This window comes from Thermobifida halotolerans (genome assembly GCF_003574835.2).
GTDB classification, from domain to species: Bacteria; Actinomycetota; Actinomycetes; order Streptosporangiales; family Streptosporangiaceae; genus Thermobifida; species Thermobifida halotolerans.
In genome coordinates this window covers 3044896-3067193 of sequence record NZ_CP063196.1, presented here as the reverse complement: position 1 = coordinate 3067193, position 22298 = coordinate 3044896, and the positions used below count along the sequence as shown (strand labels likewise).

Here is a 22298-nt window from a genome sequence, read left to right as displayed (position 1 = left end):
TTTCCCCGTGTGTGCGCTGGGCGGATATCGGTTGGTCCGTTATGTGAAGTCTCGTGGTGAGTGGACGCGGGGCAACGTGCTTGGGTGGGTTTCGCGCGCTACAGTTCGGCAGCGATGAGCACCTCTCCGCCCGCCAGGCTCCTCCGCTCCACCCGCTCGCTGGTGCAGCGCGCCGTTGCGCTGCTCCGGCGCAAAGTGCTCTTCCGCTACCGGCTCGTCCTCATCACCCTGGTCATGCTGGCCGTCGGAATCGGCGTCGGCGCGGTGTGGGGCCCGCAGGGCTGGTTCCCGCCCAGCGCCGTCATCCTCACCGTCCTGGCGGGCGGGCTGCTGCTCAAACGCAGGAGCCTGGCCTTCCTGCTCGGGGTCGTGGCCGTGGTCCTCGCCTTCACCGCCTACGCGCTGGACCTCAGCCAGGTGGGACCGGGACTGGCCGTCACCATCGGCGTCACCGCGGTCGTGGCCTACCTGCTGTCGGGGGTGCGGGAGCGGCTCGGAGTGCACGGGCTCGACGGCGAGAAGATGCTCCTCGAACTGCGCGACCGCATCCGCGCCCAGGGGCGGCTGCCCGACCTGCCCGCGGGATGGCACTCCGCCAAGGTGCTGCGGCAGGCGGGCGGGTCCTCCTTCGGAGGCGACTTCGTGGTCTCCATGCTCCGCGACGACCAACTCGACATCGCGGTGGTGGACGTCTCGGGCAAGGGCGTCGACGCGGGGACCCGCGCGCTGCTGCTCTCGGGCGCCTTCGGCGGCCTGATCGGCGCGGTTCCGCGCGGCGAGTTCCTGGAGCACTGCAACGACTACCTGATGCGCACCGCCGTGGGTGAGGGCTTCGTCACCGCGGTGCACCTGAGCGTCGACCTGGCGACCGGGGAGTACCTCCTCAGCTCGGCCGGGCACCCGCCCGCCGTGCAGTTCGACCACACGACCGGCGAGTGGGGCACCGCCGACGCCAAGGGCGTCGTGCTCGGCGTCATACCGTCGATGAGCTACACGCCGGTGCGCGGCCGGCTGCGTCCGGGCGACGCCATCATGCTCTACACCGACGGCCTCGTCGAAACTCCGGGGGAGGATCTCGACGCCGGTGTGGACCGGCTTCTGGGAGCGGCCGAGAGCCTGGTCGCGGTGGGGTTCGGCCCCGGCACCGAACGCCTGGTCGACACGTTGAGCAAGGACAAGAACGACGACCGCGCCCTCGTGGTGCTCTGGCGGACCCGCTGATCCCCGTGCCCTCCGCGCGGCGTACGGTTTTCTGGGGCACGGCCACACCCGCCGTTGCGTCGCTGACCGCCCGTTGGGAAGACTCTCCTTGAGGTCCGCCCCGCCCGTGCGGGCGCGCCACCTCTCCGCAGTCCCGGCGACGCCGCCGCGGTCGCGCGCCGTGCCGTCCGCGCACTCCCGACGGCGGCGACACCCGTACCAGTCGCTGTGCCACGGTTCACACCCGCCGCTGACCGCTGTGAGGAGGTGCGGTGTCCCCGGCCCGCGCGGGCACGGGATCCCACACCGCGAATCAGATGACCGACGCCGAGAAGCCGATCGAGTTGGCCGACCTGCTCGACACCGATGATCTGATCGGGATGCGGCTGTGGCTGGCCGAGCATCCCCCCTACGAGATCGCCGACGCGTTGGCCCGCATGCCCCCGGAACGGGCCATCATCCCCTTCCGCCTGCTGGACAAGAACCGGGAACTGGAGGTCTTCGAGGAGCTCGACCCCGGCCAGCAGCAGGCGATCCTCGCGGGGCTGCGCGACACGGCCTTCCGGGAGCTGGTGGAGAAGATGGACCCCGACGACCGGGCCCGGCTCATCGAGGAGGCCCCGGCCAAGATCGCCACACGGGCGCTGGCCGGTCTCAGCCCCGCCGAGCGCCGTATGACCGCGGCCCTGCTGGGCTATCCCGAGGGCTCCGTCGGCCGCTACATGACACCCGACACGGTGGTCCTGCACCGCGACCTCACGGTCGCGCGGGCGCTCGAGGTGGTGCGCGCCAAGGGCGCCGAGGCCGAGACCGTCTACGTGCTGCCCGTGGTCGACAACGGGCGCCGGCTCTCCGGGATGGTGCAGTTGAGCGATCTGGTGACCAGTGCCCCCGACAGCCTCCTCAAGGACCTGGTGGACGTGTTCACGCCCCGCGCCCACGCCACCGGTTCCGCCGAGGACGCCGCCCGCCTCATGCAGGAGGCCAACCTCGTCGCACTGCCCGTGGTCGACTCCGAGGACCGCTTCGTGGGCCTGCTCACCTTCGACGACGCCCTGGAACTGATCGAGGCGGCCGACTCCGAGGACATCGCCCGCCAGTCCGCCTCCCAGCCGGTCCACGGGCACTACGTCGCGGTCGGCGTGCTGCGGCTGGCCCGCGCCCGCTCGGTCTGGCTGCTGCTGCTCATCGTCGCCTCCACGCTGACCGTCAACGTGATGCAGGGCTTCGAGGCGACCCTGGAGCAGGTGACCGCGCTGGCCCTGTTCGTTCCGATGCTCACCGGGACGGGGGGCAACGTCGGGTCCCAGTCGGCCACCGCCGTCGTGCGCGCTCTGGCAGTGGGCGACGTGCGCCTGCGCGACCTGCACCGGGTCATCTGGAAGGAGTCCCGGGTCGGCCTGCTGCTGGGGTTCATGCTCGCCGGAATCGCGCTGGTCATCGGCTCCCTGCTGGTGGGGGCGGGGATCGCGACCGCCGTCGCGCTGTCGGTGGTGGCGATCTGCACGTGGGCGGCGATCATCGGCAGCACCATGCCGCTGCTGGCCCGCAGGGTCGGGGTCGACCCCGCGGTGGTGTCCGCGCCGCTGGTCTCGACACTGGTGGACGCCACCGGCCTGCTCATCTACTTCTCCGTGGCGCGCGCCGTACTGGGGGTGTGAGATTCCTGAAACGGACATAACCCCTGATCGGCGGGGTAGGGGGAGCGGTCGGACGCGAAGTGGGGACTTCGCCTCTTCCCACGGGGGGATGAGCATGGGACTGAAGGACGCCTTCAACAGGGCCAGGAAACTCGCCGGAAAGCACAGCGACAAGGTGGACCGGGGGCTCGACAGGGGAGCCGAGTACGCCAAGCGGCGGACCGGCGGCAAGTACGACGAGCACATCGACAAGGCGAGCGAGCGCGCCAGCGACTACGTCAGGGACCGGAGCAGCGGCCGGGACCCGGAACGCTGACGCGGAGCGTCGTCCGGCGGCGGCCGGTTTGACCGGGGAAATTACTGTGATGCCATGGCATCTGGGGAGCAGCCGTGTCGGCTCGTGGTCTGTCGGGGCTGCTGTTGCGGGACGAGGAAGAAACGGCCGGGGGTCGACCACAAGGGGCAGTTGGCGCGGCTCGGCGCGCTGCGCGACCACGAGGACCGCGCCGTTCCGGTCCGGGTCAGCACGTGCCTCGGGATCTGTTTCAGGGCCAACGTGGTGGTCGTCCAGCCGTCCGCCCGGGGCAGGGCCGCCGGAGGGCGGCCGGTCTGGCTCGGTGACTTCACCGAGGACCGGTTGATCGGGGAGCTGGACGACTGGATCTTTGCCGGAGGACCGGGCCTGGCTGCCCTGCCTCCGGCGCTTCGCCCCCATCTGACCGGCAAGGACGCGAAGAAGCCGAAGAAAGACGGGAAGCGGAAGGCGAAGAAGTCGAAGAAGAACGGGAAGCGGAAGGCGGAGGAGACGCGGTCGCGCGCGACCGAGAAGCCGGAGAAGGGCAAGAAGCGCAAGAAGGGCAAGAAGGGCAAGAGGGCCGGGAAGACGGCTGCCTGAGGCCGGGACGGCGCCCGGGGCACCCCGCCCCGCTGCCGACCCACCCCCCACGGGGCTGGGGTTCCAAGCCCCGTGGAGCCGGTGCCGCACCGGGAGCCCGCCCCGGGGTCAGTTCGCCGCGCTGCGCCGTGACCGGTCCTGCGAGGCGAACTGGGTCCGGTACAGGGCGGTGTACAGGCCGCCGCGCGCCAGCAGTTCCTCGTGGGTGCCGCGCTCCAGGACGCGGCCGTCCTCCAGCACCAGAATCAGGTCGGCCTCGCGCACGGTGGCCAACCGGTGGGCGATGACCAGCGACGTCCGTCCCCGCAGCGCCTTGGCCAGCGCCTCCTGCACCGCCGCCTCGGACTCGGAGTCCAGGTGCGCGGTGGCCTCGTCCAGTACCACCACCGCCGGAGCCTTCAACAGCAGGCGGGCGATGGCCAGACGCTGCTTCTCCCCGCCCGACAGGCGGTAGCCGCGGTCCCCGACCATCGTGTCCAGCCCGTTGGGCAGCGCCTCCAGCAGCGCCCCCAGTTGGGCGGCGCGCATCGCCTCGACGAGCTCGTCGTCCGTGGCGTCCGGACGGGCGTAGCGCAGGTTCGCCCCGATGGTGTCGTGGAACAGCTGGGTGTCCTGGGTGACCACCCCGACCGCGTCCCGCAGCGACCGGCCGCGCGCCCGGCGCAGGTCCACGCCGCCGATGCGGACCGTCCCCGCGGTGGGGTCGTACAGCCGCGACACCAGGTGGGTCAGCGTCGTCTTGCCCGCTCCGGACGGGCCGACCAGGGCCACCAGTTGCCCGGGGCGCGCGGTGAACGAGACGTCGCTGAGCACCTGGGTGTCCTCGGAGAGCTCCGGTTGGGGCACCAGTTCCAGGGATTCCAGTGAGGACTCGGCGCCCGGATAGCGGAAGGAGACCCGGTCGAACTCCACCGAGAGTCCGCCCCCCGGCAGGTCAACGGGGGCGTCCGGTTCGGCGACCGACGGCTTCAGGTCCAGGATCTCGAAGACCCGATCGAAGCTGACCAGGGCCGTCATGACGTCCACCTGGACGTTGGACAGCGCGGTGACCGGACCGTACAGCCGGGTCAGCAGGGTCGCCAGCGCCACCAGGGTGCCCAGTTCGAGCGTGCCGCCCAGCACCAGGTTGCCGCCCACGCCGTAGACCATCGCGGTGGCCAGGGCGGTGATCAGACCGAGCATGGAGAACAGCAGGCCGCCGTAGATGCTCTGGGTGACCCCGATGTCGCGCACCCGACTGGCCCGGTCGGCGAACTCCGCGCTCTCCTCCTCGGGGCGGCCGTACAGCTTGACCAGCATCGCGCCGCCGACGTTGAAGCGCTCGGTCATGAGCGAGCTCATGTCCGCGTTCAGGTCCATGCTCTCGCGGTGCACCCCGGCCAGGCGGCGGCCCAGGTACTTGGCGGGAACCAGGAACAGCGGGATCGCCACCAGAGCGGCCAGGGTGATCTGCCACGACAGCGCGAACATCGCGGTGAGCACCGCCACGACGCTCACCACGTTGGAGACCAGCGACTGCAGCACCGAGGTGATGGCCTTCTGCGCCCCCACGACGTCGGTGTTGAGCCTGCTGATCAGCGATCCGGTCTGGGTTCGGGTGAAGAAGGCCAGCGGCATGCGCTGCACGTGCGTGAACGCCCGGGTGCGCAGCAGGTAGATGACGCCCTCGCCGATGCTCGCCGACAGCCACCGTCCGGTCAGGTTGAGCGCGGTCTCCACCAGCGCCAGGGCCGCCACGGCCAGCGCCAGCCAGGTCACCAGCGAGGGGTCGCCGCCGCCGATCCCGTGGTCGATGATCGCCTTGAGCAGCAGCGGATTGGCCACGACGATGCCCGCGCCGGCCGACGTCACCAGGACGAACGCCAGGATGCGGCGCCAGTGCGGGCTGGCGTATCCCAGAACCCGCCGCAGGGTGTCCGGGCGGATGGACGCGTTCTTGGCCGAACCGTCGTTGACCAGTGTCCGGACTGTGGGCGGGCCGCCCATCATCATCGCTGTGCCCCCCTTCATGCGGCGTACGGCGGGAGAGACCGACCGCGCTGCCCGGAGTCAACGTCCGCCGCGCCGGTCGCCATTCCGCCTCCTCCCCCCGGAGAACGCGTCGACGCGGCCCCGAGGCGGCGGAGAGCTCGGGAGCCCGCCAGTCCCTGACGTGCGGGGATCACAGGGAGCGGGCCAGTTGGCCCAGAGTCGCGGTGGTGGAGCGCCCCAGGGTCAACGGCAGTTCCCAGGCGACCGCGCCCAACTCCTCCGCGCCACGCCGTTTGGCCTCGGCGTAGCGGTCGCCCTCGGTGTAGGCCAGCGCCGCGGGACGCAGCGGAGCGAGCAGGTCGGTGTAGTGCCGCCAGCTGGCGGCCTCCGGCGGCCCCGAGACGATGAACACCCCGTCCACGCAGGCCAGCGCGGAGAGGACCTCGGCGCGTTCCTCGGCGGGGTTGACCGGCCGCCCCGGCCCCTTCCAGGCGCGCACCCGCTCGTCGGACTCCACCCCGACCACCAGCGGGAAGCCCCGGGCCCGCACGCTTTTGAGGTAGCGGACATGTCCCACGTGCAGGATGTCGAAAGCCCCGGTGACGACCGCGGGACGCTCCGTGCCGGCCGGCTGGGAGACCCAGTCCAGCGTCAGTGAGGGCGCGGCCTCCCGCGTCGGATCGGTTCCCGTCATTTCCCACCCATCGAAAGCCCTGGCACACCACCGTGCACGTTGAGGGGCGCCCGAGAATCCCGGAGGTTCCGTGACGGGCGCTGACATACGGTCCTGACCACTGACGATACCTCTGCCCCCGTGCCGTGCCGTCAGCCTGGCCGCCGGTGTGCCGTGCCGGTGGGCGGGGCGGGACGGGAAAGCGCTGGAAAGGGTGGGGAGGTGCCGGAGCGGGGCGGGAGCGCGGCGCCTCCCCCGAGGCCGGCGCCGGTCGACACAGAAAAGTGATGCAGAACACATCTGTGGTGCGCCGGTGTGCGGAGGGACCGACGGGGGATCCGTGACGGAACGAAACCGGGGCGAACCGGTCGGGTCAGGGTGCCGCGCGGTCCGCTGCCGGGGCGGGGGCGCGGTCGGCGCCGCGGTCTCCCCGGGGGACCGGTCGAGAGAGAACAAAGGGCCAGGCCGCGTGGGAAACCACTGCTGACCTGGCCCTTCGGGCTTGGAGCGGGTGACGGGAATCGAACCCGCACGACCAGCTTGGAAGGCTGGAGTTCTACCATTGAACTACACCCGCATGGCGCGGCAACCGCCGAGTTTCCTCTAGACTCGTGGAGCCGACGGAGACAACATTACCGCCTCCGCGGTGCGGGTCGCGCACTTTTCGACGGACCCGCGTGGTTCACGGGGAGTGGCGCAGCTTGGTTAGCGCGCATGCTTTGGGAGCATGAGGCCGCGGGTTCGAATCCCGCCTCCCCGACGAGACTCGACGGTCCGCGTGGAGCTCCGGCCCGACGGGACCGTCGTCCCCTTCGTGTCTGCCCTAGACTGAGCGTGATCGCAGACCGCAGAACCACGCTGGAGACCACAGCAGTCTCTCGTGACGCCCCGCCGGTCGGCGCCCGTCGGCCACCGCCGTGTCGCGGTCGGGCACCGTTCCGCATGCCGGGCGCAATCGCCGGAAACCTAGGAGTACCGCCCCGTGAAGACCGATGTCGAGGAGCTGAGCCCGACCCGGGTCAAGCTGACCATCGAGGTTCCGTTCGAGGAACTGGACCACGCCTTCGACGTGACCTACAAGTCGCTCGCCAAGCAGGTCCGGATCAAGGGTTTCCGGCCCGGAAAGGCTCCGGCGCGGCTCATCGACCGCTACGTCGGCCGGGGAGCGGTGATCACCGAGGCCGTCAACCACGCGGTTCCCGAGCTCTACAACGAGGCCGTCCAGAAGGAGGAGGTCTTCGCCCTCGGCCAGCCCGAGGTCGAGATCACCAAGCTGGAGGACGGCCAGGAACTGGCCTTCACCGCCGAGGTCGACGTCCGCCCCAAGTTCGAGGTCACCGACTACGAGGGCATCGAGGTCACCGTCGACGACGCCGAGGTCACCGACGAGCAGGTCGACGAGCGGCTCGACACCCTGCGGCAGCGCTTCGCCACCCTCACCGGTGTCGACCGGCCCGCCCAGGAGGGCGACCACGTCTCCATCGACCTGTCCGCCGCGATCGACGGCGAGAAGCTCGACGACGTCCAGGCCAACGGGATCTCCTACGAGGTCGGCACCAACACCATGCTGGAGGGCCTCGACGACGCGATCACCGGTCTGAGCGCGGGCGAGTCCGCCACCTTCGCCACCAAGCTGGTGGGCGGCGAGTACGAGGGCCGCGACGCCGACGTCACGGTCACCGTGCACAGCGTCAAGGTCAAGGAGCTGCCCGAGCTGGACGACGAGTTCGCCCAGATGGCCAGCGAGTTCGACACCATCGCGGAGCTGCGCGCCAGCGAGGCCGAGCGGCTCGGCGAGACGCGCCGCCGCCAGCAGCTCTCCCAGGCCCGCGACCGCGTCCTCGACAAGCTCGTGGAGTCCGTGGACGTCCCGCTGCCGGAGAGCGTGGTCGCCCAGGAGGCCGACCGCCGCCGCGAGAGCCTGGAGCGGCAGCTCGCCCAGAGCGGGCTGACCAAGGAGTCCTACCTGGAGGCCCAGGAGCAGACCGAGGAGGAGTTCGAGACCGAGCTCTCCGAGAACGCCGCCAAGGCCGTCAAGGTCGGTTTCATCCTCGACCAGCTCGCCTCCCAGGAGGAGCTGGCCGCGGGCAACGAGGAGCTGACCCAGTACATCGTCGAGCAGGCCCAGCTCATGGGGATCTCGCCCGACCAGTTCTTCCAGAGCCTGATGCAGGCCAACCAGCTGCAGCTGGTCTACGTCGAGGTCGTGCGCGCCAAGGCGCTGGACCTGGTGGTCTCCAGGGCCAGGATCACCGACGAGTCCGGCAACACCATCGAGCCGCCGGCGGTCCCCGCCGCCCAGACCGAGACCGTCACGGTCTCCTCAGGTGAGGAGGACGCGGAGGAGACCGCCGCCGACTCCGCCGACACCGACTCCGCGGACGGGGACGGCGAGACCAGGGCCTGACCGCCGGAGCCGACCACGGGTGGGCCTCGCACCTCGACGGGTGCGGGGCCCACCGGCGTTTCGCCAGGCGCGAAACTCCCTGGTCACCGGCGGGGGTACCTGCGCTGAAAGCGAACAGGGCCGTGAACTGGTGCGAGCCGGTCGGGCAACAGCGTTAGTGTCGCAAGCGTCGCAACCGTTTCGATTTCCGGAGCAGGTGACGAGAGTGCCGCCGACCCATAATGAGTCCATGCAAACCGAAGCCCGTACTGCCGAAGCACCTATGCAGCCGATGTTCGACCAGACGTCGCAGCGCCTGCTCAGGCAGCGCATCGTCGTCCTCGGCCAGCAGGTCGACGACGACATCGCCAACCGCATCGTCGGGGAGCTGCTGCTGCTGTCCGCCGAGGACCGGCACCGGGACATCACGCTGTACATCAACTCGCCCGGCGGTTCGGTGACCGCCGGAATGGCGATCTACGACGTCATGCAGTACATCCCCAACGACGTCCGCACCGTCGGCATGGGTCTGGCCGCCTCCATGGGCCAGATGCTGCTGTGCGCCGGTGCGCCGGGCAAGCGCTACGCGCTGCCGCACACCCGAATCATGATGCACCAGCCGTCGGGTGGCATCGGGGGAACCGCCTCCGACATCCGTATCCTGGCCGACCAGCTGCTCTACGTGAAGAAGATGTTCCTGGAGCGCATCTCGCTGCACACGGGACAGACGGTCGAGCAGATCGAGAAGGACGCCGACCGGGACCGGTGGTTCACCGCCGAGGAGGCTCTCGAGTACGGCTTCATCGACGAGGTGCTGTCGAACACCCCCGACGTCACGGGCGGTCGGTCCTGAACGACCCCCGAACCAACAGTCCTGTGGACCGGCGCAGTGTGGAAGGCCAGGAAATGAGCGAGTACAACCTCAGCCCCTACTACCGCCACGGCGGTGGGATGGCGCCGGCGGCTCCGCAGAGCCGCTACGTCCTCCCCTCCTACGTCGAGCGCACGACGTACGGCGTCAAGGAGATGAACCCCTACAACAAGCTCTTCGAGGAGCGGATCATCTTCGTGGGGGTGCAGATCGACGACACGTCGGCCAACGACATCATCGCCCAGATGATGACGCTGGAGCACATCGACAGCGACCGCGACATCACGCTGTACATCAACTCGCCCGGCGGTTCCTTCACCTCGCTGATGGCGATCTACGACACGATGCAGTTCGTGCGGCCCGACATCCAGACCGTCTGCGTGGGCCAGGCCGCCTCGGCCGCGGCCGTCCTGCTCGCGGGCGGCACCAAGGGCAAGCGCACGGCGCTGCCCAACGCGCGGATCCTGATCCACCAGCCCGCCACCGAGGGAACGCACGGGCAGGCCAGTGACGTCGAGATCATGGCCAACGAGATCATGCGCATCCGCAACCAGTTGGAGACCACCCTCGCGCGGCACACCGACCGCACCGTCGAGGAGATCTCCCGTGACATCGAGCGGGACAAGATCCTCACCGCGGAGGAGGCCAAGGAGTACGGCATCGTCGACGACGTGCTCCCCTACCGCAAGGCGTCGGCCAAGTAGGACCCCGGGTGGAGGCGGCGAGAAGGCGGGGCCGGTCGGACCCGACCGCACACCGTGAGCGGTGAGGCCGGCCCGCTTCTTCCCCCGGGCCCGACACGACGACACACAGACCGTTCCGTCAGCGACTCCGTGCCGACAGGGCGGCAACCGGTGGCCGCCGGGTGGACCGGAGCCGTGCGACGGGACCCGATGTCCGAAGGAGCGACCGGATGCCGCGTACCGGCGCCCCGGGGACGCCCGTTGTGCGGCACGGGCCGTAAGCGGGGGCTCGTCCCAAAGGCCGGGACGGGTGTCCGCGACGCATGCGTCGGCCCCCGTCCCAGGATCACCGAGGAGGAGACCGGAGCCGACCGGACGGCGTGGACGGCGAAGTCGGTCCGCTCCGTCGCTTAGGCTCGAAGGAACGACGCACAGACTGTCCCGTTAATGGTTCCACGGGGAAGGCATATCCTGGAAATCGGTGGTCGTCCGGTGAGCCGGGATCGCCCCGCCTTCCGCGGATCGCGTCGGACGCCTTGGGTGTGTTCGGACCCCCGCGGTAGTGGGGAGGAGGCGTGTGACGGGACGGCCGACGTTTTAAGGAGTGGCTGGGTGGCACGCATCGGCGACGGTGGAGACCTGCTGAAGTGCTCGTTCTGCGGCAAGAGCCAGAAGCAGGTGAAGAAGCTCATCGCGGGCCCCGGTGTGTATATCTGCGATGAATGCATCGACCTCTGCAACGAGATCATCGAGGAAGAATTCGCGGATGCGACCGAGTTGAAATGGGACAGTCTTCCCAAGCCCCGTGAGATCTACGAATTCCTCGACTCCTACGTCATCGGGCAGGAGCAGGCGAAGAAGGCCCTGTCCGTGGCGGTCTACAACCACTACAAGCGGGTGCAGTCCGAGGGGGACCGACCCCGTGACGAGGACGTCGAGATCGCCAAGTCCAACATCCTGCTGCTCGGCCCCACCGGTTCGGGCAAGACCCTGCTGGCCCAGACACTGGCCAAGATCCTCAACGTCCCCTTCGCCATCGCCGACGCCACCGCGCTGACCGAGGCCGGATACGTGGGCGAGGACGTCGAGAACATCCTGCTCAAGCTCATACAGGCCGCCGACTACGACGTCAAGAAGGCCGAGACCGGCATCATCTACATCGACGAGGTCGACAAGGTCGCGCGCAAGAGCGAGAACCCCTCGATCACCCGCGACGTCTCCGGCGAGGGCGTCCAGCAGGCGCTGCTGAAGATCCTGGAGGGCACCACCGCGAGCGTCCCCCCGCAGGGCGGCCGCAAGCACCCGCACCAGGAGTTCATCCAGATCGACACCACCAACGTGCTCTTCATCTGCGGTGGGGCGTTCTCCGGTCTGGAGAAGATCATCGAGGCCCGCACCGGCAAGCAGGGAATGGGCTTCAACGCGGTGCTGCGCTCCAAGAAGGAGTCGGACGGCACCGACCTGTTCCGCGAGGTCATGCCCGAGGACCTGCTGAAGTTCGGGATGATCCCCGAGTTCGTGGGGCGGCTGCCGGTCATCACCAGCGTGCACAACCTCGACCGGGCCGCGCTCATCCGGATCCTCACCGAGCCGCGCAACGCCCTGGTCAAGCAGTACCAGCGGTTGTTCGAACTGGACAACGTGGAACTGGAGTTCACCCCCGACGCACTCGACGCCATCGCCGAACAGGCGATCATCCGCGGCACCGGCGCCCGGGGGCTGCGCGCCATCATCGAGGAGGTGCTGCTGTCGGTGATGTACGAGGTGCCCAGCCGAGAGGACGTCGCGCAGGTGATCATCACCCGCGAGGCGGTTCTCGAGCACGTCTACCCGACGATCGTGCCGCGCACCTCGCTGCCGCCCGAACGCGAGGAGAAGAGCGCCTGATCCCCCTCCGACGGGTGCGCGGCCCGTGCCGCCGGGCCGCAAACACCCGTCGGAGGAAAGCCGGTCAGGAGCCGGTCGTCCTGATCTCCCCGGTCTCGGCGTCGACACCGAACGTCTGCTCGTCGTCGATCTCGATCTCCCAGATCCGTCGGCCGCCCTCCTCCGTCAGCTCGGCTTCGGTGGCCTGGTCGCCGCCGCTCTCCTCCAGGGCGGCCTCCACCGCGGTGACGAGACTGTCCTCGGGCAGGCCGGACAGGTCCACGTCCGGCTCGTCCAGTATCTGCTCCTCGGCCTCGACGATCTCACCGCTCTGCGCGTCGATCTCAAGCTCCAGCTCGTCTTCCTCGTGGACGAGTTCCACGCTCCACTGCTGGTTGAACTCCTCCAGTTCGACGTCGTAGACCGTGCCTCCGGGGTACTCCCGGAGCGCCGCGTCCCGGGCGCCCAGCAGGTCGACGTCTCCCTCCGTGGCCTGCGGTGAGGGGGAGCCCTGCGTGGTCTCCTCCTGTTCCAGCGCCCCGGTGGGACGCGGATTGGCGCCGCCCTCCTCCTGGGTGGCATCCTGGCCGCACCCGCTCGTCACGGCCAGCGCGATCGCCAGCGTTCCCGCCAGTCGGAGACGCCTCCGGTCGGTGATCCCCTCGCGACGCATACGACACTCCCCTCGTCGAAGTGGTTCGCTGGCCCACTGTCCGGCCGGGAGGAGACAGAGCGCCGGCAAAGGCAAAGAAGCACAAAGGCTCGCTCCGTGCGGACGGCGGCCGCGAGGGCGGGTCGGGGCGGCGCCGACCCGGGCGGTCGCCTCAGTCGTCCAGGACCGACTCCAGACGGCCGATCTCGACACGCTGGTCGGTGATGAGGTCGTTGGCCATGCCGAGCACCTGCGGATGGTTGCCGTCGGCCAGAACGTCCTCGGCCATGCTGATCCCGCCCTCGTGGTGGGTCACCATGAGTTCCACGAAGAGTGCGTCGAACTCCTCACCCGAGGCGTCCTCCAGGGCCGCCATCTGCTCGGGGGTGGCCATGCCCGGCATGTCGGAGTGGCCGTGGCCCGCACAGTCGTCACCGCCGTCGCCGTGGTGGTGGGAGCCGCCCTCGTGGCCACCGCAGTGGCGCTGGAGTTCGGTGTCGTCGACGTAGGTCTCCAGCCACCCCTCCATCAGTTCGATCTCCGGCCGCTGGGCGGCCTCGATCCGTTCGGCCAGGGAGCGCACGCCCTCGTCGCGGGCCCGGTCGGGGACCAGCTCCGTCATCTCCAGCGCCTGTTCGTGGTGGGTGATCATCGCCAGGACGTACTCGACGTCCGCGTCGTTGTGTCCGGCGTCCTCGACGGCCGCGGCGAGCTGCTCCTCGCTGGCCGGGGAGGCCGGGTCGCCCGGCGCGCCGGGGGCGAGCACCGGGGCGCCGCCGACCGGATCCGGTCCGTTGCCGGCGCAGCCCGCGCCGCCCAGAACGAGCAGCACCGCGCCCGCCACGACCATGAGGTTCTGCCGCACAGAGGCCGTCCTTTCGCTTGCCGGTCACGTCACACCGATGCGGACTGTCTACGCAAGACACGGGACTTTGTCCAGAGTGTCCAGGAGTGACAGAAAAATATCGGACCGGTATGGGTGGATTGAGCTGCGGATACTACAAAACGTCACATTCACCAATTTTCAACCATCTGTTCAACACGTGGGATGACCGGTTACCTTTGCGGTAATTTCGGCGTGCACTGAACAGGAGCCCCCCATGCCGATGATCCCCCCTGTATCCCCGAAGCGGCCCCTGAGACGCATTGGCGCTCTGGCCGCGGTCGCCGCGTTCGTGTTCACCACCGCTCCGGCCGCCCCGGCCGCAGCCGACGAGATCCCCGGTGTCGGTGAGATCGTGACCAGCGGCAACGTCGAGCATGTCGCGAACATCCCCAAGAGCGGCCCGTTCGCCGGCCAGGCCTCCTACAACAGCGACTTGGCCTTCACCGGCGACTACGCCATCGGCGGCAACTACGACGGGTTCGTCATCTACGACATCAGCGACCCCGAGAACCCCTCCGTCGTCAGCCAGGTGCTGTGTCCCGGCGGGCAGGGAGACGTCTCGGTCAGCGGTGACCTGCTCTACTTCTCCGTCGACTACCCGCGGGTCGACGAGAACTGCGGCAGCCCCTCCGCCAGCGCCACCAACCCCGACGCCTTCGAGGGCGTGCGGGTCTTCGACATCTCCGACAAGGCCAACCCCCGGTACGTGGCCGCGGTGCGCACCGACTGCGGTTCACACACCCACACCCTGCTCAAGGACGAGGAGAACGGGGTCGACTACCTCTACGTCTCCTCCTACTCGCCCTCGTCCCGCTTCCCCAACTGCCAACCCCCGCACGACAAGATCTCGGTCATCGAGGTCCCGGTCGACAACCCTGCCGCGGCGGCGGTCGTCAACGAGCCGGTGCTCTTCCCCGACGGCGGCAACCCCGGCGGCACCCACGGCGGCAACCGGGTCTCCGCCACCACCGGCTGCCACGACATCACCGTCTTCCCCGAGAAGAACATTGCGGCGGGCGCCTGCATGGGTGACGGTGTGATCTTCGACATCTCCGATCCGGCCGACCCGACCGTGGTCGAGACGGTCCGCGACGACGAGAACTTCGCCTTCTGGCACTCGGCGACCTTCAGCAACGACGGCAAGAGGGTGATCTTCACCGACGAACTGGGCGGCGGAGGCGGCGCCACCTGCATGCCGAGCATCGGCGAGACGCACGGCGCCAACGGCGTCTACACGATCAAGGGCAAGATCAAGTCCAACGGCAAGCACAACGTCAAGCTCACCTTCGACAGCTACTACAAGATCCCCCGGACGCAGGCCGCCACCGAGAACTGCGTGGCCCACAACGGCTCGCTCATCCCGGTCAAGGGCAAGGACTACTTCGTGCAGGCCTGGTACCAGGGCGGCGTGTCCGTCATCGACTTCAACGACCCCGACAGCCCCGAGGAGATCGGTTACTTCGACCGCGGTCCGCTCTCCGACCAGCGGCTCGTGCTGGGCGGAAGCTGGTCGGCCTACTACTACAACGGCTACATCTACTCCAGCGACATCCAGATGGGCCTCGACGTCCTCAAGGTGACCGACCGGCGGCTCAAGAACGCCGAGAAGGTCACCATGGACGAGTTCAACCCGCAGAACCAGTACTCCTACTGATCCGGGCGCCGAGCGTCCCCGACCGAAGTACCGGGCGGCCCGCCGACGGCGGGCCGCCCGGCCGTGTGCGCGGTGCGCGTGGCGACGGACCTGTTCGGTCACTCCCGGAGCGGCTACCGGGTCCTCCACGTGACCGGGGCCGGCGGCAGGCCCCCGGCCCCGCGGATGACCGACGGGCTGCTCCCGGAGCGGCAGGCCCGGTCGGCAGGGCACGGAACAGGTGGCCCCTGCCCGTGTGAGGTGGTCCCGGACGCCTCCTCGGTGACCGCCCGCACACCTCCCGGTCTCCTCTTCGCCTGCGGCCGCGGAGGACGCGGACTCCTACTCGTTCTCCTCCACGCCGGTGTCGTCCACGCCGGTCTCGCAGCCGCTCAACGCGGCCAGCGCCAGTGCCACGGCGGCCACGAATCCTGTGGTGTTCCTCTTCCAGTGCATGGGGACCTCCGATCCGTGTCGGCGGTGGTGTCGCTGTGCCCGCTGTCTGGGCGCGTTCACTCCATGCGTCCGTGTCGGCAAAGAAACACCAAGGCCACCGCATACGTCCGCGCGCGGAGGCCGCCCGACTCCGGTCGGCCCTGCGGGCGAGGGGCCGACCGGAGTCGGGCCACTGGCCTCGGGCTGGGTCCGGCCCGGGAGAGGAACTGCGCGGGCAGGTCGGAGCGTTGCCGGATGCGGTGCGGCACGGGCGACAGCGGCGGGTTCGGCAAGACCCGACGCGGCGAGGTCGGCCGACGCAGTGCGTTTGAGACCTGCTCACACGTCCTCCACCGGATTCAGCGCCGGTGCGTGGGCGGACGGACAGGCTGCCTGAGCCAGGAGCGGGTCGCGACGGCGCGGCGTATCCAGCGGCTGCGTCGGGTTGCCCTCCGCGGCACCGGTGCTCGGGGCCGCGCGTCCTCGCCGAGGAGGCACCGCTGTCGGTGATGTGCGGCGGTCCCGCTCAGGGGGGCACGGCACTGGTGGCCGCCGTCGTGAGGTGGTCCCGCGGCGCCTTCCCCGGCGGCCGCGTCCCGCACCCGGTTGCCGTCCGCATGCGGAGAGAGGAGGGGCCGGCACGCGCGACCCGATGACCGCCTGCACACCTCCGGCTCCTCGGTCTCCGCGCCGCGCCGCCGCAGCGTCAGGTCAACCGGCCGCTCCACCGGTACGGCGCCGTACTCGACCGGTGCCACGGCCACGGCAGCGTCGAGTTCGGCTGCGGCCGTGGGGACGGAGGCTCCTACTGCTCCTCCTCCGTCATCTCCTCCTGGGGAGCCGTCTCCTCGACCACGCCGTTCTCCTCCACGCCGTTGTCGTCCACGCCGTTGTCGTCCACGCCGTTCTCCTCCACGCCGTTCTCCTCCACGCCGGTGTCGTCCACGCCGGTCTCGCAGCCGCTCAACGCGGCCAGCGCCAGTGCCACGGCGGCCACGAACCCGGTGGTGCTCCTCTTCCGTTGCATGGGGATCTCCTCCCGTGTCGGCGGTGGTGCCGCTGTGCCCGCTGTCCGGGAGCGGTCCGCCCCACGCGTCCGTGTCGGCAAAGAAACACCAAGGCCACCGTGTACGGGTCCCGCGCGGGGGCCGCCCGACCCCGGTCGGTCCCGCGGGTGAGTAGGCTGAGACGGTGGACAAGTCGACGGGACCGACGCTGTGAACAGGGAACAGGTGCATTCGCGCTATCGGGAGGCGCAGGCCGGGATCCTCGCGCGCGCGGGGGAGTCGGTCATCCATCCCACGCTGGACCGCATGCGCGCGGCGATGGACCTGCTCGGCCACCCCCAGAGCAACTACCGCGTCATCCACGTGACCGGGACCAACGGCAAGACCTCGACCGCGCGGATGATCGACGGCCTGCTCCGGGAGCGGCAGTTGCGGGTCGGACGCTACACCAGTCCGCACCTGACGAGCATGCGCGAGCGCATCGTGATCGACGGTGAGCCGATCTCCGAGGAGGCGTTCGTCGACCTCTACGCCGACGTCCTGCCGTACGTGCGGATGGTGGACGAGGGAAGCGACGTGCCCATGTCGTTCTTCGAGGTGCTCACCGTCATGGCGTACGCGGCCTTCGCCGACGCGCCCGTGGACGTGGCCGTGGTCGAGGTGGGCATGGGCGGCACGTGGGACGCCACCAACGTGGTCGAGGCCGACGTCGCCGTCGTCACCCCCGTCTCCGTCGACCACACCCGCTACCTCTCCGACACGGTCGAGGGCATCGCCGAGGAGAAGGCGGGCATCATCAAACCCGGCAGCGTCGCGGTGCTCGCCCAGCAGACACTGCCCGCCGCGCAGACGCTGCTGCGCCGGGCCGCCGAGGTGGGAGCCGAGGTCGCCCGTGAGGGGCTGGAGTTCGGCGTCCTCCACAGGGACCTCGCCGTGGGGGGACAGCAGATCGCCGTCAAGGGGCTGCGCTCCGGCTACGACGGGATCTTCCTGCCGATGTTCGGCGCCCACCAGGCGTCCAACGCCGCCGTGGCCCTGGCCGCCGTCGAGGCGTTCGCCGTTCCCTCCGACCGGGAGGAGGGACTCGACCCCGACCTGGTGCGCACCGCCATGGCCAAGGCCTCCTCTCCGGGACGGCTGGAGATCGTGCGGACCAGTCCGACGGTCCTCGTCGACTCCGCGCACAATCCCGCGGGGATGACCGCGACCGTGGAGGCGGTCCGCGAGTCCTTCACCTTCGACCGGCTGGTGGGGGTGGTGGCGGTCCTGGCGGACAAGGACGTCGAGGGCATCCTGGAACCGTTGGAGCCGCTGCTCGGCGAGGTGGTGGTCACCGCCAACTCCTCGCCGCGCGCGATGCCGCCGCGGGAGCTCCGCGAGATCGCCGAGGAGGTCTTCGGCGCCGACCGCGTCCACCTGGCCGCCCGGTTGGACGACGCCATCGACCAGGCCGTCACCCTGGCCGAGCGGGACGCGCAGTTCGGTGGCGCCGGGGTGCTCGTGACCGGTTCGGTCGTCACCGCCGGAGACGCCACCCACCTGATGAAGAGGGAGTGACCGTGCGGACCGTCTGCGCCGTTGTCCTGGCTTTCGAAGCGGTGGTGCTGGGCCTGGCCATCCCCGTCGCCATCCAGCTCGGCGGACACTCGCCGGGCCTGGCCGGAGGGGTCTGGGGCGGTCTCGCCCTGGCCGCGCTGGTTCTGGCCGGGACGCAGCGCTTCGCCTGGGGCTTCTACGCCGCGTGCGCGCTCCAGGTGGCGTTCGTGGCCAGCAGCCTGCTCGTACCGGGGCTGACCTACCTGGGGATCGTCTTCGCCGGGCTGTGGATCGCCGGAGTGGTCCTCGGACGGCGGGTCGAGGCGGTGCGGACCGCGTCCGGGGACGCGGGCGGAGCCTGAGGCGGCACCCGCAGGGCCCGGCGGGCCACGGTCGCGGAAGGCGGGCCCGGGGCCGCGGAACCGGTAGGGTACGCACCACCGGAGGCGGTGCGTACCGCGGCAGTGGCGGTCCCCGCACCGGTGACACCGTGGCCCAGTGAACGATCCGTCGAGGAGAGAACAACCGTGGAGCGCACCCTTGTCCTGATCAAGCCCGACGGCGTGCGTCGCAACATCATCGGCGACGTCATCTCCCGCATCGAGCGCAAGGGGCTCAAGATCGCCGCCCTCGAACTGCGCACCCTGGACGAGGAGACCGCCAAGACCCACTACGAGGAGCACACCGACAAGCCGTTCTTTCCCTCGCTGGTCGAGTTCATCACCGGCGGCCCGCTGGTGGCCATGGTCGTGGAGGGCAACCGCGCGGTCGAGGCGTTTCGCTCCCTGGCCGGCACCACCGACCCGATCGCCGCCGCTCCGGGCACCATCCGCGGTGACTACGGCCTGGACGTCCAGGCCAACATCGTGCACGGCTCGGACTCCACCTACTCGGCCGAGCGCGAGATCAAGCTGTTCTTCCCCGACCTGGCCTGAGGCGGGGCGCCCGCCGACGCGGGAGGGGCCCTCGACGGCGTCTCGCGGGGGCTGCCCGCCGCCCGGTCCGGCCCGACCGGCGGCGACCAGGGCACCGGTACCGCGCTTCACCGACCGCGGCCGGACGGATTCCTCCGTCCGGCCGCGGTCGCGTTTTTCGGCGCCTCGCGACAAACCGGCGCGTTTGTGTAACTAGTCGGATGCGCGGAGTTATTCTTGCGGGTGACGGAGGCACGAAGCGCACCGCACCCGCCCCTGACGAGCCGCATCCCGTTCGACGCCGCTGAGGACGCCGCATGACCACCAGACCCGCTTTTCTCAGCCGTGACATGGCGGTCGACCTGGGAACCGCGAACACCCTCGTCTACCTGCGCGGCCGGGGAATCGTCCTGAACGAGCCCTCGGTGGTGGCCCTCAACACCTCGACCGGGAGGATCGTGGCGGTCGGCACCGAGGCCAAGCAGATCATCGGCCGCACCCCCGAAGGCATCACCGCCGTACGTCCGCTCAAGGACGGCGTCATCGCCGACTTCGAGACCACCGAGCGGATGCTGCGGTACTTCGTCCACAAGACCCACCGGCGCCGCCATCTTGCCAGACCGCGTCTGGTCGTCGCGGTGCCCAGCGGAGTCGCCCCGGTGGAGCACCGCGCGGTCAAGGAAGCCGGCCACCGGGCCGGGGCGCGCCGCGTCTTCGTCATCGAAGAACCCATGGCCGCGGCGATCGGAGCGGGACTGCCCGTGCACGAGCCGACCGGCACCATGGTCGTGGACATCGGCGGCGGAACCACCCAGGTGGCCGTCATCTCCATGGGCGGCATCGTCATCTCCCGGTCCGTCCGGGTCGGCGGGGACGAACTCGACGAGGCCATCATCGCCTTCGTCAAGAAGGAGCACTCCCTGACGGTGGGGGAGCGCACCGCCGAGGAGCTCAAGAAGGCCGTCGCCTCGGTCCATCCCGCGGCGACCGAGGAGCTGCGCGCCGAGGTGCGCGGCCGGGACCTGGTCAGCGGCCTGCCCAAGACCGTGCTCCTGTCGGCGGCGCAGGTCCGCGAGGCCGTCGAGGAACCCGTCTGCGCCATCATCGACGCGGTGCGCGCCACCCTGGACCGCTGCCCCCCGGAGTTGGCGGGCGACATCATGGACCGCGGCATCGCCCTCACCGGCGGCGGAGCGCTGCTGCGCGGCCTGGACGAGCGGCTGCGCCACGAGACCGGGATGCCGGTCCACGTGGCCGAGAACGCGCCGGACTCGGTGGCCGTGGGCGCGGGCACCTGCGCGGAGAACTACGAGCGGCTCGACCGGGTCCTGGTTCCCGAGCGGCGGCGCTGACATGACCCGCGACACCGTCCGACCTCGGAGAGCAACGGCGTTGCCGCCGACCACCGCAGCCCCGGCCGTGCGGTACGCGGCGGTGCGGGTGCCGCGCACTCCCCCCGACGGCGACCTCGCAGCGATCGACGGTGCCCAGCGGCCAGGAAGGGGGAGAGCCTGATGGGTGTTCTGGCGGATGGTCCCGACAGCCGGACCGGTCCCCGCTCCGGCGGGGGCGGCCCGGTGGTCGCCGCCCAGGTGCTGGTCGTGTGCCTGCTGGCGGTCCTGGTGGGAAGACTGTGGTACCTCCAGGTGCCGATGGGCGAGCACTACCGGACGCTGGCGGAGGGAAACCGCGTCCAGGCGGTGGCCGCTCCGGCCACGCGGGGGCAGACCCTGGACGTGCGCACCGGCGGCGAGTCGTCCACCCAGGCGTCCACGGTCCGTCCCGGCGGAACCGTCCGCCTCCTCGACGAGTGACCCCGGGAGGATCGCATGTCGCTTCGCTCCGAGACGTCCGTGCGGCCGGCCTCCCCGGGGGTGCGCCTCAGGCGGCTCGCCGTGTGGGCCGCGCCCCACCGTGTGGACTGGGTGCTGCTGGCAGCGGTGCTCGCCCTCGGTGTGCTGGGGGTCCTGGTGGTGTGGTCGGCCACCCTGTCGCCCGACGGGTCGACGGGGCTCACCGAGTACGCCTGGCGGCACCTGGGGCACCTGGTGCTCGCTCTGCTGGTCTGTCTCGCCGTCGCCTCGTTGGGCCACCGGGTGGTGCGCGCCTGCGTGCCCGTCGTGTTCGCGGTCGCCACGGTCGGGCTGCTCCTGGTGCTCACCCCGCTGGGTGAGGTCATCAACGGCGCCCGTTCGTGGATCGTGATCGGCGGTCTGCAGGCCCAGCCGGGGGAGGTCGCCAAGATCGCGCTGATCCTGGGGGTGGCCGTGCTGCTGGGCGAACCCCGGGACGGGGAGCCCGCCCCCACCACCCGGGACGTGCTGTTCAGCCTGGCGGTTCTGGCGGTGCCGATGGGACTGATCCTGCTGCAACCCGATCTGGGTACCGCGATGGTGCTGGGAGCGGTCTACCTGGCCATGCTCGCCTCCTCGGGCGCGTCGCCGCGCTGGGTGCTGCTCCTTCTCGGCTGCGGACTGCTGGGCGCTCTCGCGGTGTGGCGGTTCGACCTGCTGAAGGACTACCAGGTGGCACGTTTCGCCTCCTTCATCGACCCGGGGGCCGACCCGCTGGGCGCCGGGTACAACGTCAACCAGGCGCTCATCGCCGTCGGCTCGGGTGGTCTGGGGGGCTCCGGACTGTTCCGGGGTGAGCAGACGAGCGGGAAGTTCGTCCCCGAACAGCACACCGACTTCATCTTCACCGTCGTGGCCGAGGAGCTCGGTTTCGTCGGGGGGAGTGCCGCCATCGTCCTGCTGGGCGTGGTGCTGCTGCGCGTCCTGCGGGTCGCCGCCCGCTGCGGCCACCCCTACGGCCGGCTGGTCTGCGTCGGGGTCGCCGCCTGGATCTGCTTCCAGGCGTTCGTCAACATCGGCATGACCCTGGGGCTCACGCCGGTCACCGGACTGCCCCTGCCGTTCGTCTCCTACGGGGGGTCCGCCGCCGTCGCCAACCTCACCGGGATCGGCCTGGTGCTGGCCGTCCGCGCGCATGACAGGGAAGCGGAGTAGTAGTGAATGATTCCCCCTGGGTTCCTTCTGGTAGGATTCGGA

At 70.2% G+C, this 22298-nt stretch carries 20 protein-coding genes and 2 tRNA genes; 16 read left to right on the top strand and 6 right to left on the bottom strand.

Annotation, left to right across the window (positions count from 1 at the left end; translation table 11 throughout):
• Window positions 1-114: 114 nt before the first annotated feature.
• The 4 genes from NI17_RS13755 (at window position 115) to NI17_RS13740 (ending at window position 3735) form a co-directional block, all read left to right on the top strand.
• A complete protein-coding gene (locus NI17_RS13755; RefSeq protein WP_068688795.1) occupies window positions 115-1221 on the top strand; it encodes a PP2C family protein-serine/threonine phosphatase in 1107 nt (368 codons plus the stop codon).
• A gap of 296 nt (window positions 1222-1517) precedes the next feature.
• The gene (gene mgtE / locus NI17_RS13750; protein ID WP_068689131.1) at window positions 1518-2861 is read left to right on the top strand and encodes a magnesium transporter; all 1344 of its coding nucleotides are present in this window, start codon (window positions 1518-1520) and stop codon (window positions 2859-2861) included.
• A gap of 94 nt (window positions 2862-2955) precedes the next feature.
• Window positions 2956-3156: an antitoxin gene (locus NI17_RS13745; RefSeq protein ID WP_068689133.1), complete on the top strand. Its 201-nt coding sequence runs from the start codon at window positions 2956-2958 to the stop codon at window positions 3154-3156.
• A 150-nt stretch (window positions 3157-3306) separates the two neighbouring features.
• Window positions 3307-3735, top strand: coding sequence for a (2Fe-2S) ferredoxin domain-containing protein (locus tag NI17_RS13740; RefSeq protein ID WP_369974849.1), 429 nt, complete (start codon window positions 3307-3309; stop codon window positions 3733-3735).
• Window positions 3736-3843: 108 nt separating this feature from the next.
• Here NI17_RS13740 and NI17_RS13735 read toward each other — a convergent pair whose 3' ends face one another.
• The 3 genes from NI17_RS13735 to NI17_RS13725 all read right to left on the bottom strand — a co-directional run bounded on the left by NI17_RS13735 (window position 3844) and on the right by NI17_RS13725 (window position 6956).
• The gene (locus tag NI17_RS13735; protein WP_199859956.1) at window positions 3844-5724 is read right to left on the bottom strand and encodes an ABC transporter ATP-binding protein; all 1881 of its coding nucleotides are present in this window, start codon (window positions 5722-5724) and stop codon (window positions 3844-3846) included.
• A 172-nt stretch (window positions 5725-5896) separates the two neighbouring features.
• The gene (locus NI17_RS13730; protein WP_068688798.1) at window positions 5897-6400 is read right to left on the bottom strand and encodes an adenylyltransferase/cytidyltransferase family protein; all 504 of its coding nucleotides are present in this window, start codon (window positions 6398-6400) and stop codon (window positions 5897-5899) included.
• A 482-nt stretch (window positions 6401-6882) separates the two neighbouring features.
• Window positions 6883-6956: transfer RNA gene (locus NI17_RS13725), tRNA-Gly, on the bottom strand.
• A 108-nt stretch (window positions 6957-7064) separates the two neighbouring features.
• Here NI17_RS13725 and NI17_RS13720 point away from each other — a divergent pair.
• The 5 genes from NI17_RS13720 (at window position 7065) to clpX (ending at window position 12206) form a co-directional block, all read left to right on the top strand.
• A tRNA-Pro gene (locus NI17_RS13720) sits at window positions 7065-7139 on the top strand.
• A 222-nt stretch (window positions 7140-7361) separates the two neighbouring features.
• Window positions 7362-8786, top strand: coding sequence for a trigger factor (gene tig, locus NI17_RS13715; RefSeq protein ID WP_068688799.1), 1425 nt, complete (start codon window positions 7362-7364; stop codon window positions 8784-8786).
• 229 nt (window positions 8787-9015) lie between these two features.
• The gene (locus NI17_RS13710; protein WP_084012443.1) at window positions 9016-9618 is read left to right on the top strand and encodes a ClpP family protease; all 603 of its coding nucleotides are present in this window, start codon (window positions 9016-9018) and stop codon (window positions 9616-9618) included.
• A 53-nt stretch (window positions 9619-9671) separates the two neighbouring features.
• The gene (locus NI17_RS13705; protein ID WP_068688802.1) at window positions 9672-10340 is read left to right on the top strand and encodes an ATP-dependent Clp protease proteolytic subunit; all 669 of its coding nucleotides are present in this window, start codon (window positions 9672-9674) and stop codon (window positions 10338-10340) included.
• Between the two features lie 591 nt (window positions 10341-10931).
• Complete coding sequence (gene clpX, locus NI17_RS13700) at window positions 10932-12206, top strand: ATP-dependent Clp protease ATP-binding subunit ClpX (RefSeq protein WP_068688803.1); 1275 nt, start codon at window positions 10932-10934, stop codon at window positions 12204-12206.
• 64 nt (window positions 12207-12270) lie between these two features.
• Here the strand turns inward: clpX and NI17_RS13695 are convergent, their stop codons facing one another.
• Window positions 12271-12858, bottom strand: coding sequence for a PepSY domain-containing protein (locus NI17_RS13695; protein ID WP_068688805.1), 588 nt, complete (start codon window positions 12856-12858; stop codon window positions 12271-12273).
• A gap of 151 nt (window positions 12859-13009) precedes the next feature.
• On the bottom strand, window positions 13010-13702 hold the full coding sequence (locus tag NI17_RS13690) for a DUF305 domain-containing protein (RefSeq protein ID WP_234401708.1): 693 nt from the start codon (window positions 13700-13702) through the stop codon (window positions 13010-13012).
• 235 nt (window positions 13703-13937) lie between these two features.
• Between NI17_RS13690 and NI17_RS13685 the strand changes: the two genes are divergently transcribed.
• Window positions 13938-15377, top strand: a complete 1440-nt coding sequence (locus NI17_RS13685; protein WP_119267938.1) for an LVIVD repeat-containing protein — start codon at window positions 13938-13940, stop codon at window positions 15375-15377.
• 1219 nt (window positions 15378-16596) lie between these two features.
• Here the strand turns inward: NI17_RS13685 and NI17_RS13680 are convergent.
• Complete coding sequence (locus tag NI17_RS13680) at window positions 16597-16818, bottom strand: hypothetical protein (RefSeq protein ID WP_068688807.1); 222 nt, start codon at window positions 16816-16818, stop codon at window positions 16597-16599.
• A gap of 205 nt (window positions 16819-17023) precedes the next feature.
• Here NI17_RS13680 and NI17_RS13675 point away from each other — a divergent pair, with 205 nt between their 5' ends.
• The 6 genes from NI17_RS13675 (at window position 17024) to rodA (ending at window position 22256) form a co-directional block, all read left to right on the top strand.
• Window positions 17024-18355, top strand: a complete 1332-nt coding sequence (locus NI17_RS13675) for a bifunctional folylpolyglutamate synthase/dihydrofolate synthase (protein ID WP_068689140.1) — start codon at window positions 17024-17026, stop codon at window positions 18353-18355.
• 2 nt (window positions 18356-18357) lie between these two features.
• Window positions 18358-18696: a DUF4233 domain-containing protein gene (locus NI17_RS13670; RefSeq protein WP_068689141.1), complete on the top strand. Its 339-nt coding sequence runs from the start codon at window positions 18358-18360 to the stop codon at window positions 18694-18696.
• Between the two features lie 165 nt (window positions 18697-18861).
• Window positions 18862-19269 carry a nucleoside-diphosphate kinase gene (gene ndk, locus NI17_RS13665; protein WP_068688809.1) on the top strand — a complete coding sequence of 136 codons (408 nt, stop codon included), beginning with the start codon at window positions 18862-18864 and terminating at the stop codon, window positions 19267-19269.
• A gap of 296 nt (window positions 19270-19565) precedes the next feature.
• Entirely contained in the window at window positions 19566-20600 is a 1035-nt protein-coding gene (gene mreB, locus NI17_RS13660) for a rod shape-determining protein (RefSeq protein ID WP_068688811.1), read from the top strand.
• A gap of 162 nt (window positions 20601-20762) precedes the next feature.
• A complete protein-coding gene (locus NI17_RS13655; protein ID WP_324609946.1) occupies window positions 20763-21062 on the top strand; it encodes a hypothetical protein in 300 nt (99 codons plus the stop codon).
• Between the two features lie 15 nt (window positions 21063-21077).
• Complete coding sequence (gene rodA / locus NI17_RS13650; protein WP_068688812.1) at window positions 21078-22256, top strand: rod shape-determining protein RodA; 1179 nt, start codon at window positions 21078-21080, stop codon at window positions 22254-22256.
• Window positions 22257-22298: the final 42 nt, after the last annotated feature.

What these genes read in the sequence shown, in the direction of transcription:
- NI17_RS13755 (WP_068688795.1), top strand. Translation starts at nt 115, where the DNA reads ATGAGCACCTCTCCGCCCGCCAGGCTCCTCCGCTCCACCCGCTCGCTG.
- mgtE (WP_068689131.1), top strand. Translation starts at nt 1,518, where the DNA reads ATGACCGACGCCGAGAAGCCGATCGAGTTGGCCGACCTGCTCGACACC.
- NI17_RS13745 (WP_068689133.1), top strand. Translation starts at nt 2,956, where the DNA reads ATGGGACTGAAGGACGCCTTCAACAGGGCCAGGAAACTCGCCGGAAAG.
- NI17_RS13735 (WP_199859956.1), bottom strand. Translation starts at nt 5,724, where the DNA reads ATGATGGGCGGCCCGCCCACAGTCCGGACACTGGTCAACGACGGTTCG.
- NI17_RS13730 (WP_068688798.1), bottom strand. Translation starts at nt 6,400, where the DNA reads ATGACGGGAACCGATCCGACGCGGGAGGCCGCGCCCTCACTGACGCTG.
- NI17_RS13710 (WP_084012443.1), top strand. Translation starts at nt 9,016, where the DNA reads ATGCAAACCGAAGCCCGTACTGCCGAAGCACCTATGCAGCCGATGTTC.
- NI17_RS13705 (WP_068688802.1), top strand. Translation starts at nt 9,672, where the DNA reads ATGAGCGAGTACAACCTCAGCCCCTACTACCGCCACGGCGGTGGGATG.
- NI17_RS13695 (WP_068688805.1), bottom strand. Translation starts at nt 12,858, where the DNA reads ATGCGTCGCGAGGGGATCACCGACCGGAGGCGTCTCCGACTGGCGGGA.
- NI17_RS13685 (WP_119267938.1), top strand. Translation starts at nt 13,938, where the DNA reads ATGCCGATGATCCCCCCTGTATCCCCGAAGCGGCCCCTGAGACGCATT.
- NI17_RS13680 (WP_068688807.1), bottom strand. Translation starts at nt 16,818, where the DNA reads ATGCAACGGAAGAGGAGCACCACCGGGTTCGTGGCCGCCGTGGCACTG.
- mreB (WP_068688811.1), top strand. Translation starts at nt 19,566, where the DNA reads ATGACCACCAGACCCGCTTTTCTCAGCCGTGACATGGCGGTCGACCTG.
- NI17_RS13655 (WP_324609946.1), top strand. Translation starts at nt 20,763, where the DNA reads ATGGGTGTTCTGGCGGATGGTCCCGACAGCCGGACCGGTCCCCGCTCC.
- rodA (WP_068688812.1), top strand. Translation starts at nt 21,078, where the DNA reads ATGTCGCTTCGCTCCGAGACGTCCGTGCGGCCGGCCTCCCCGGGGGTG.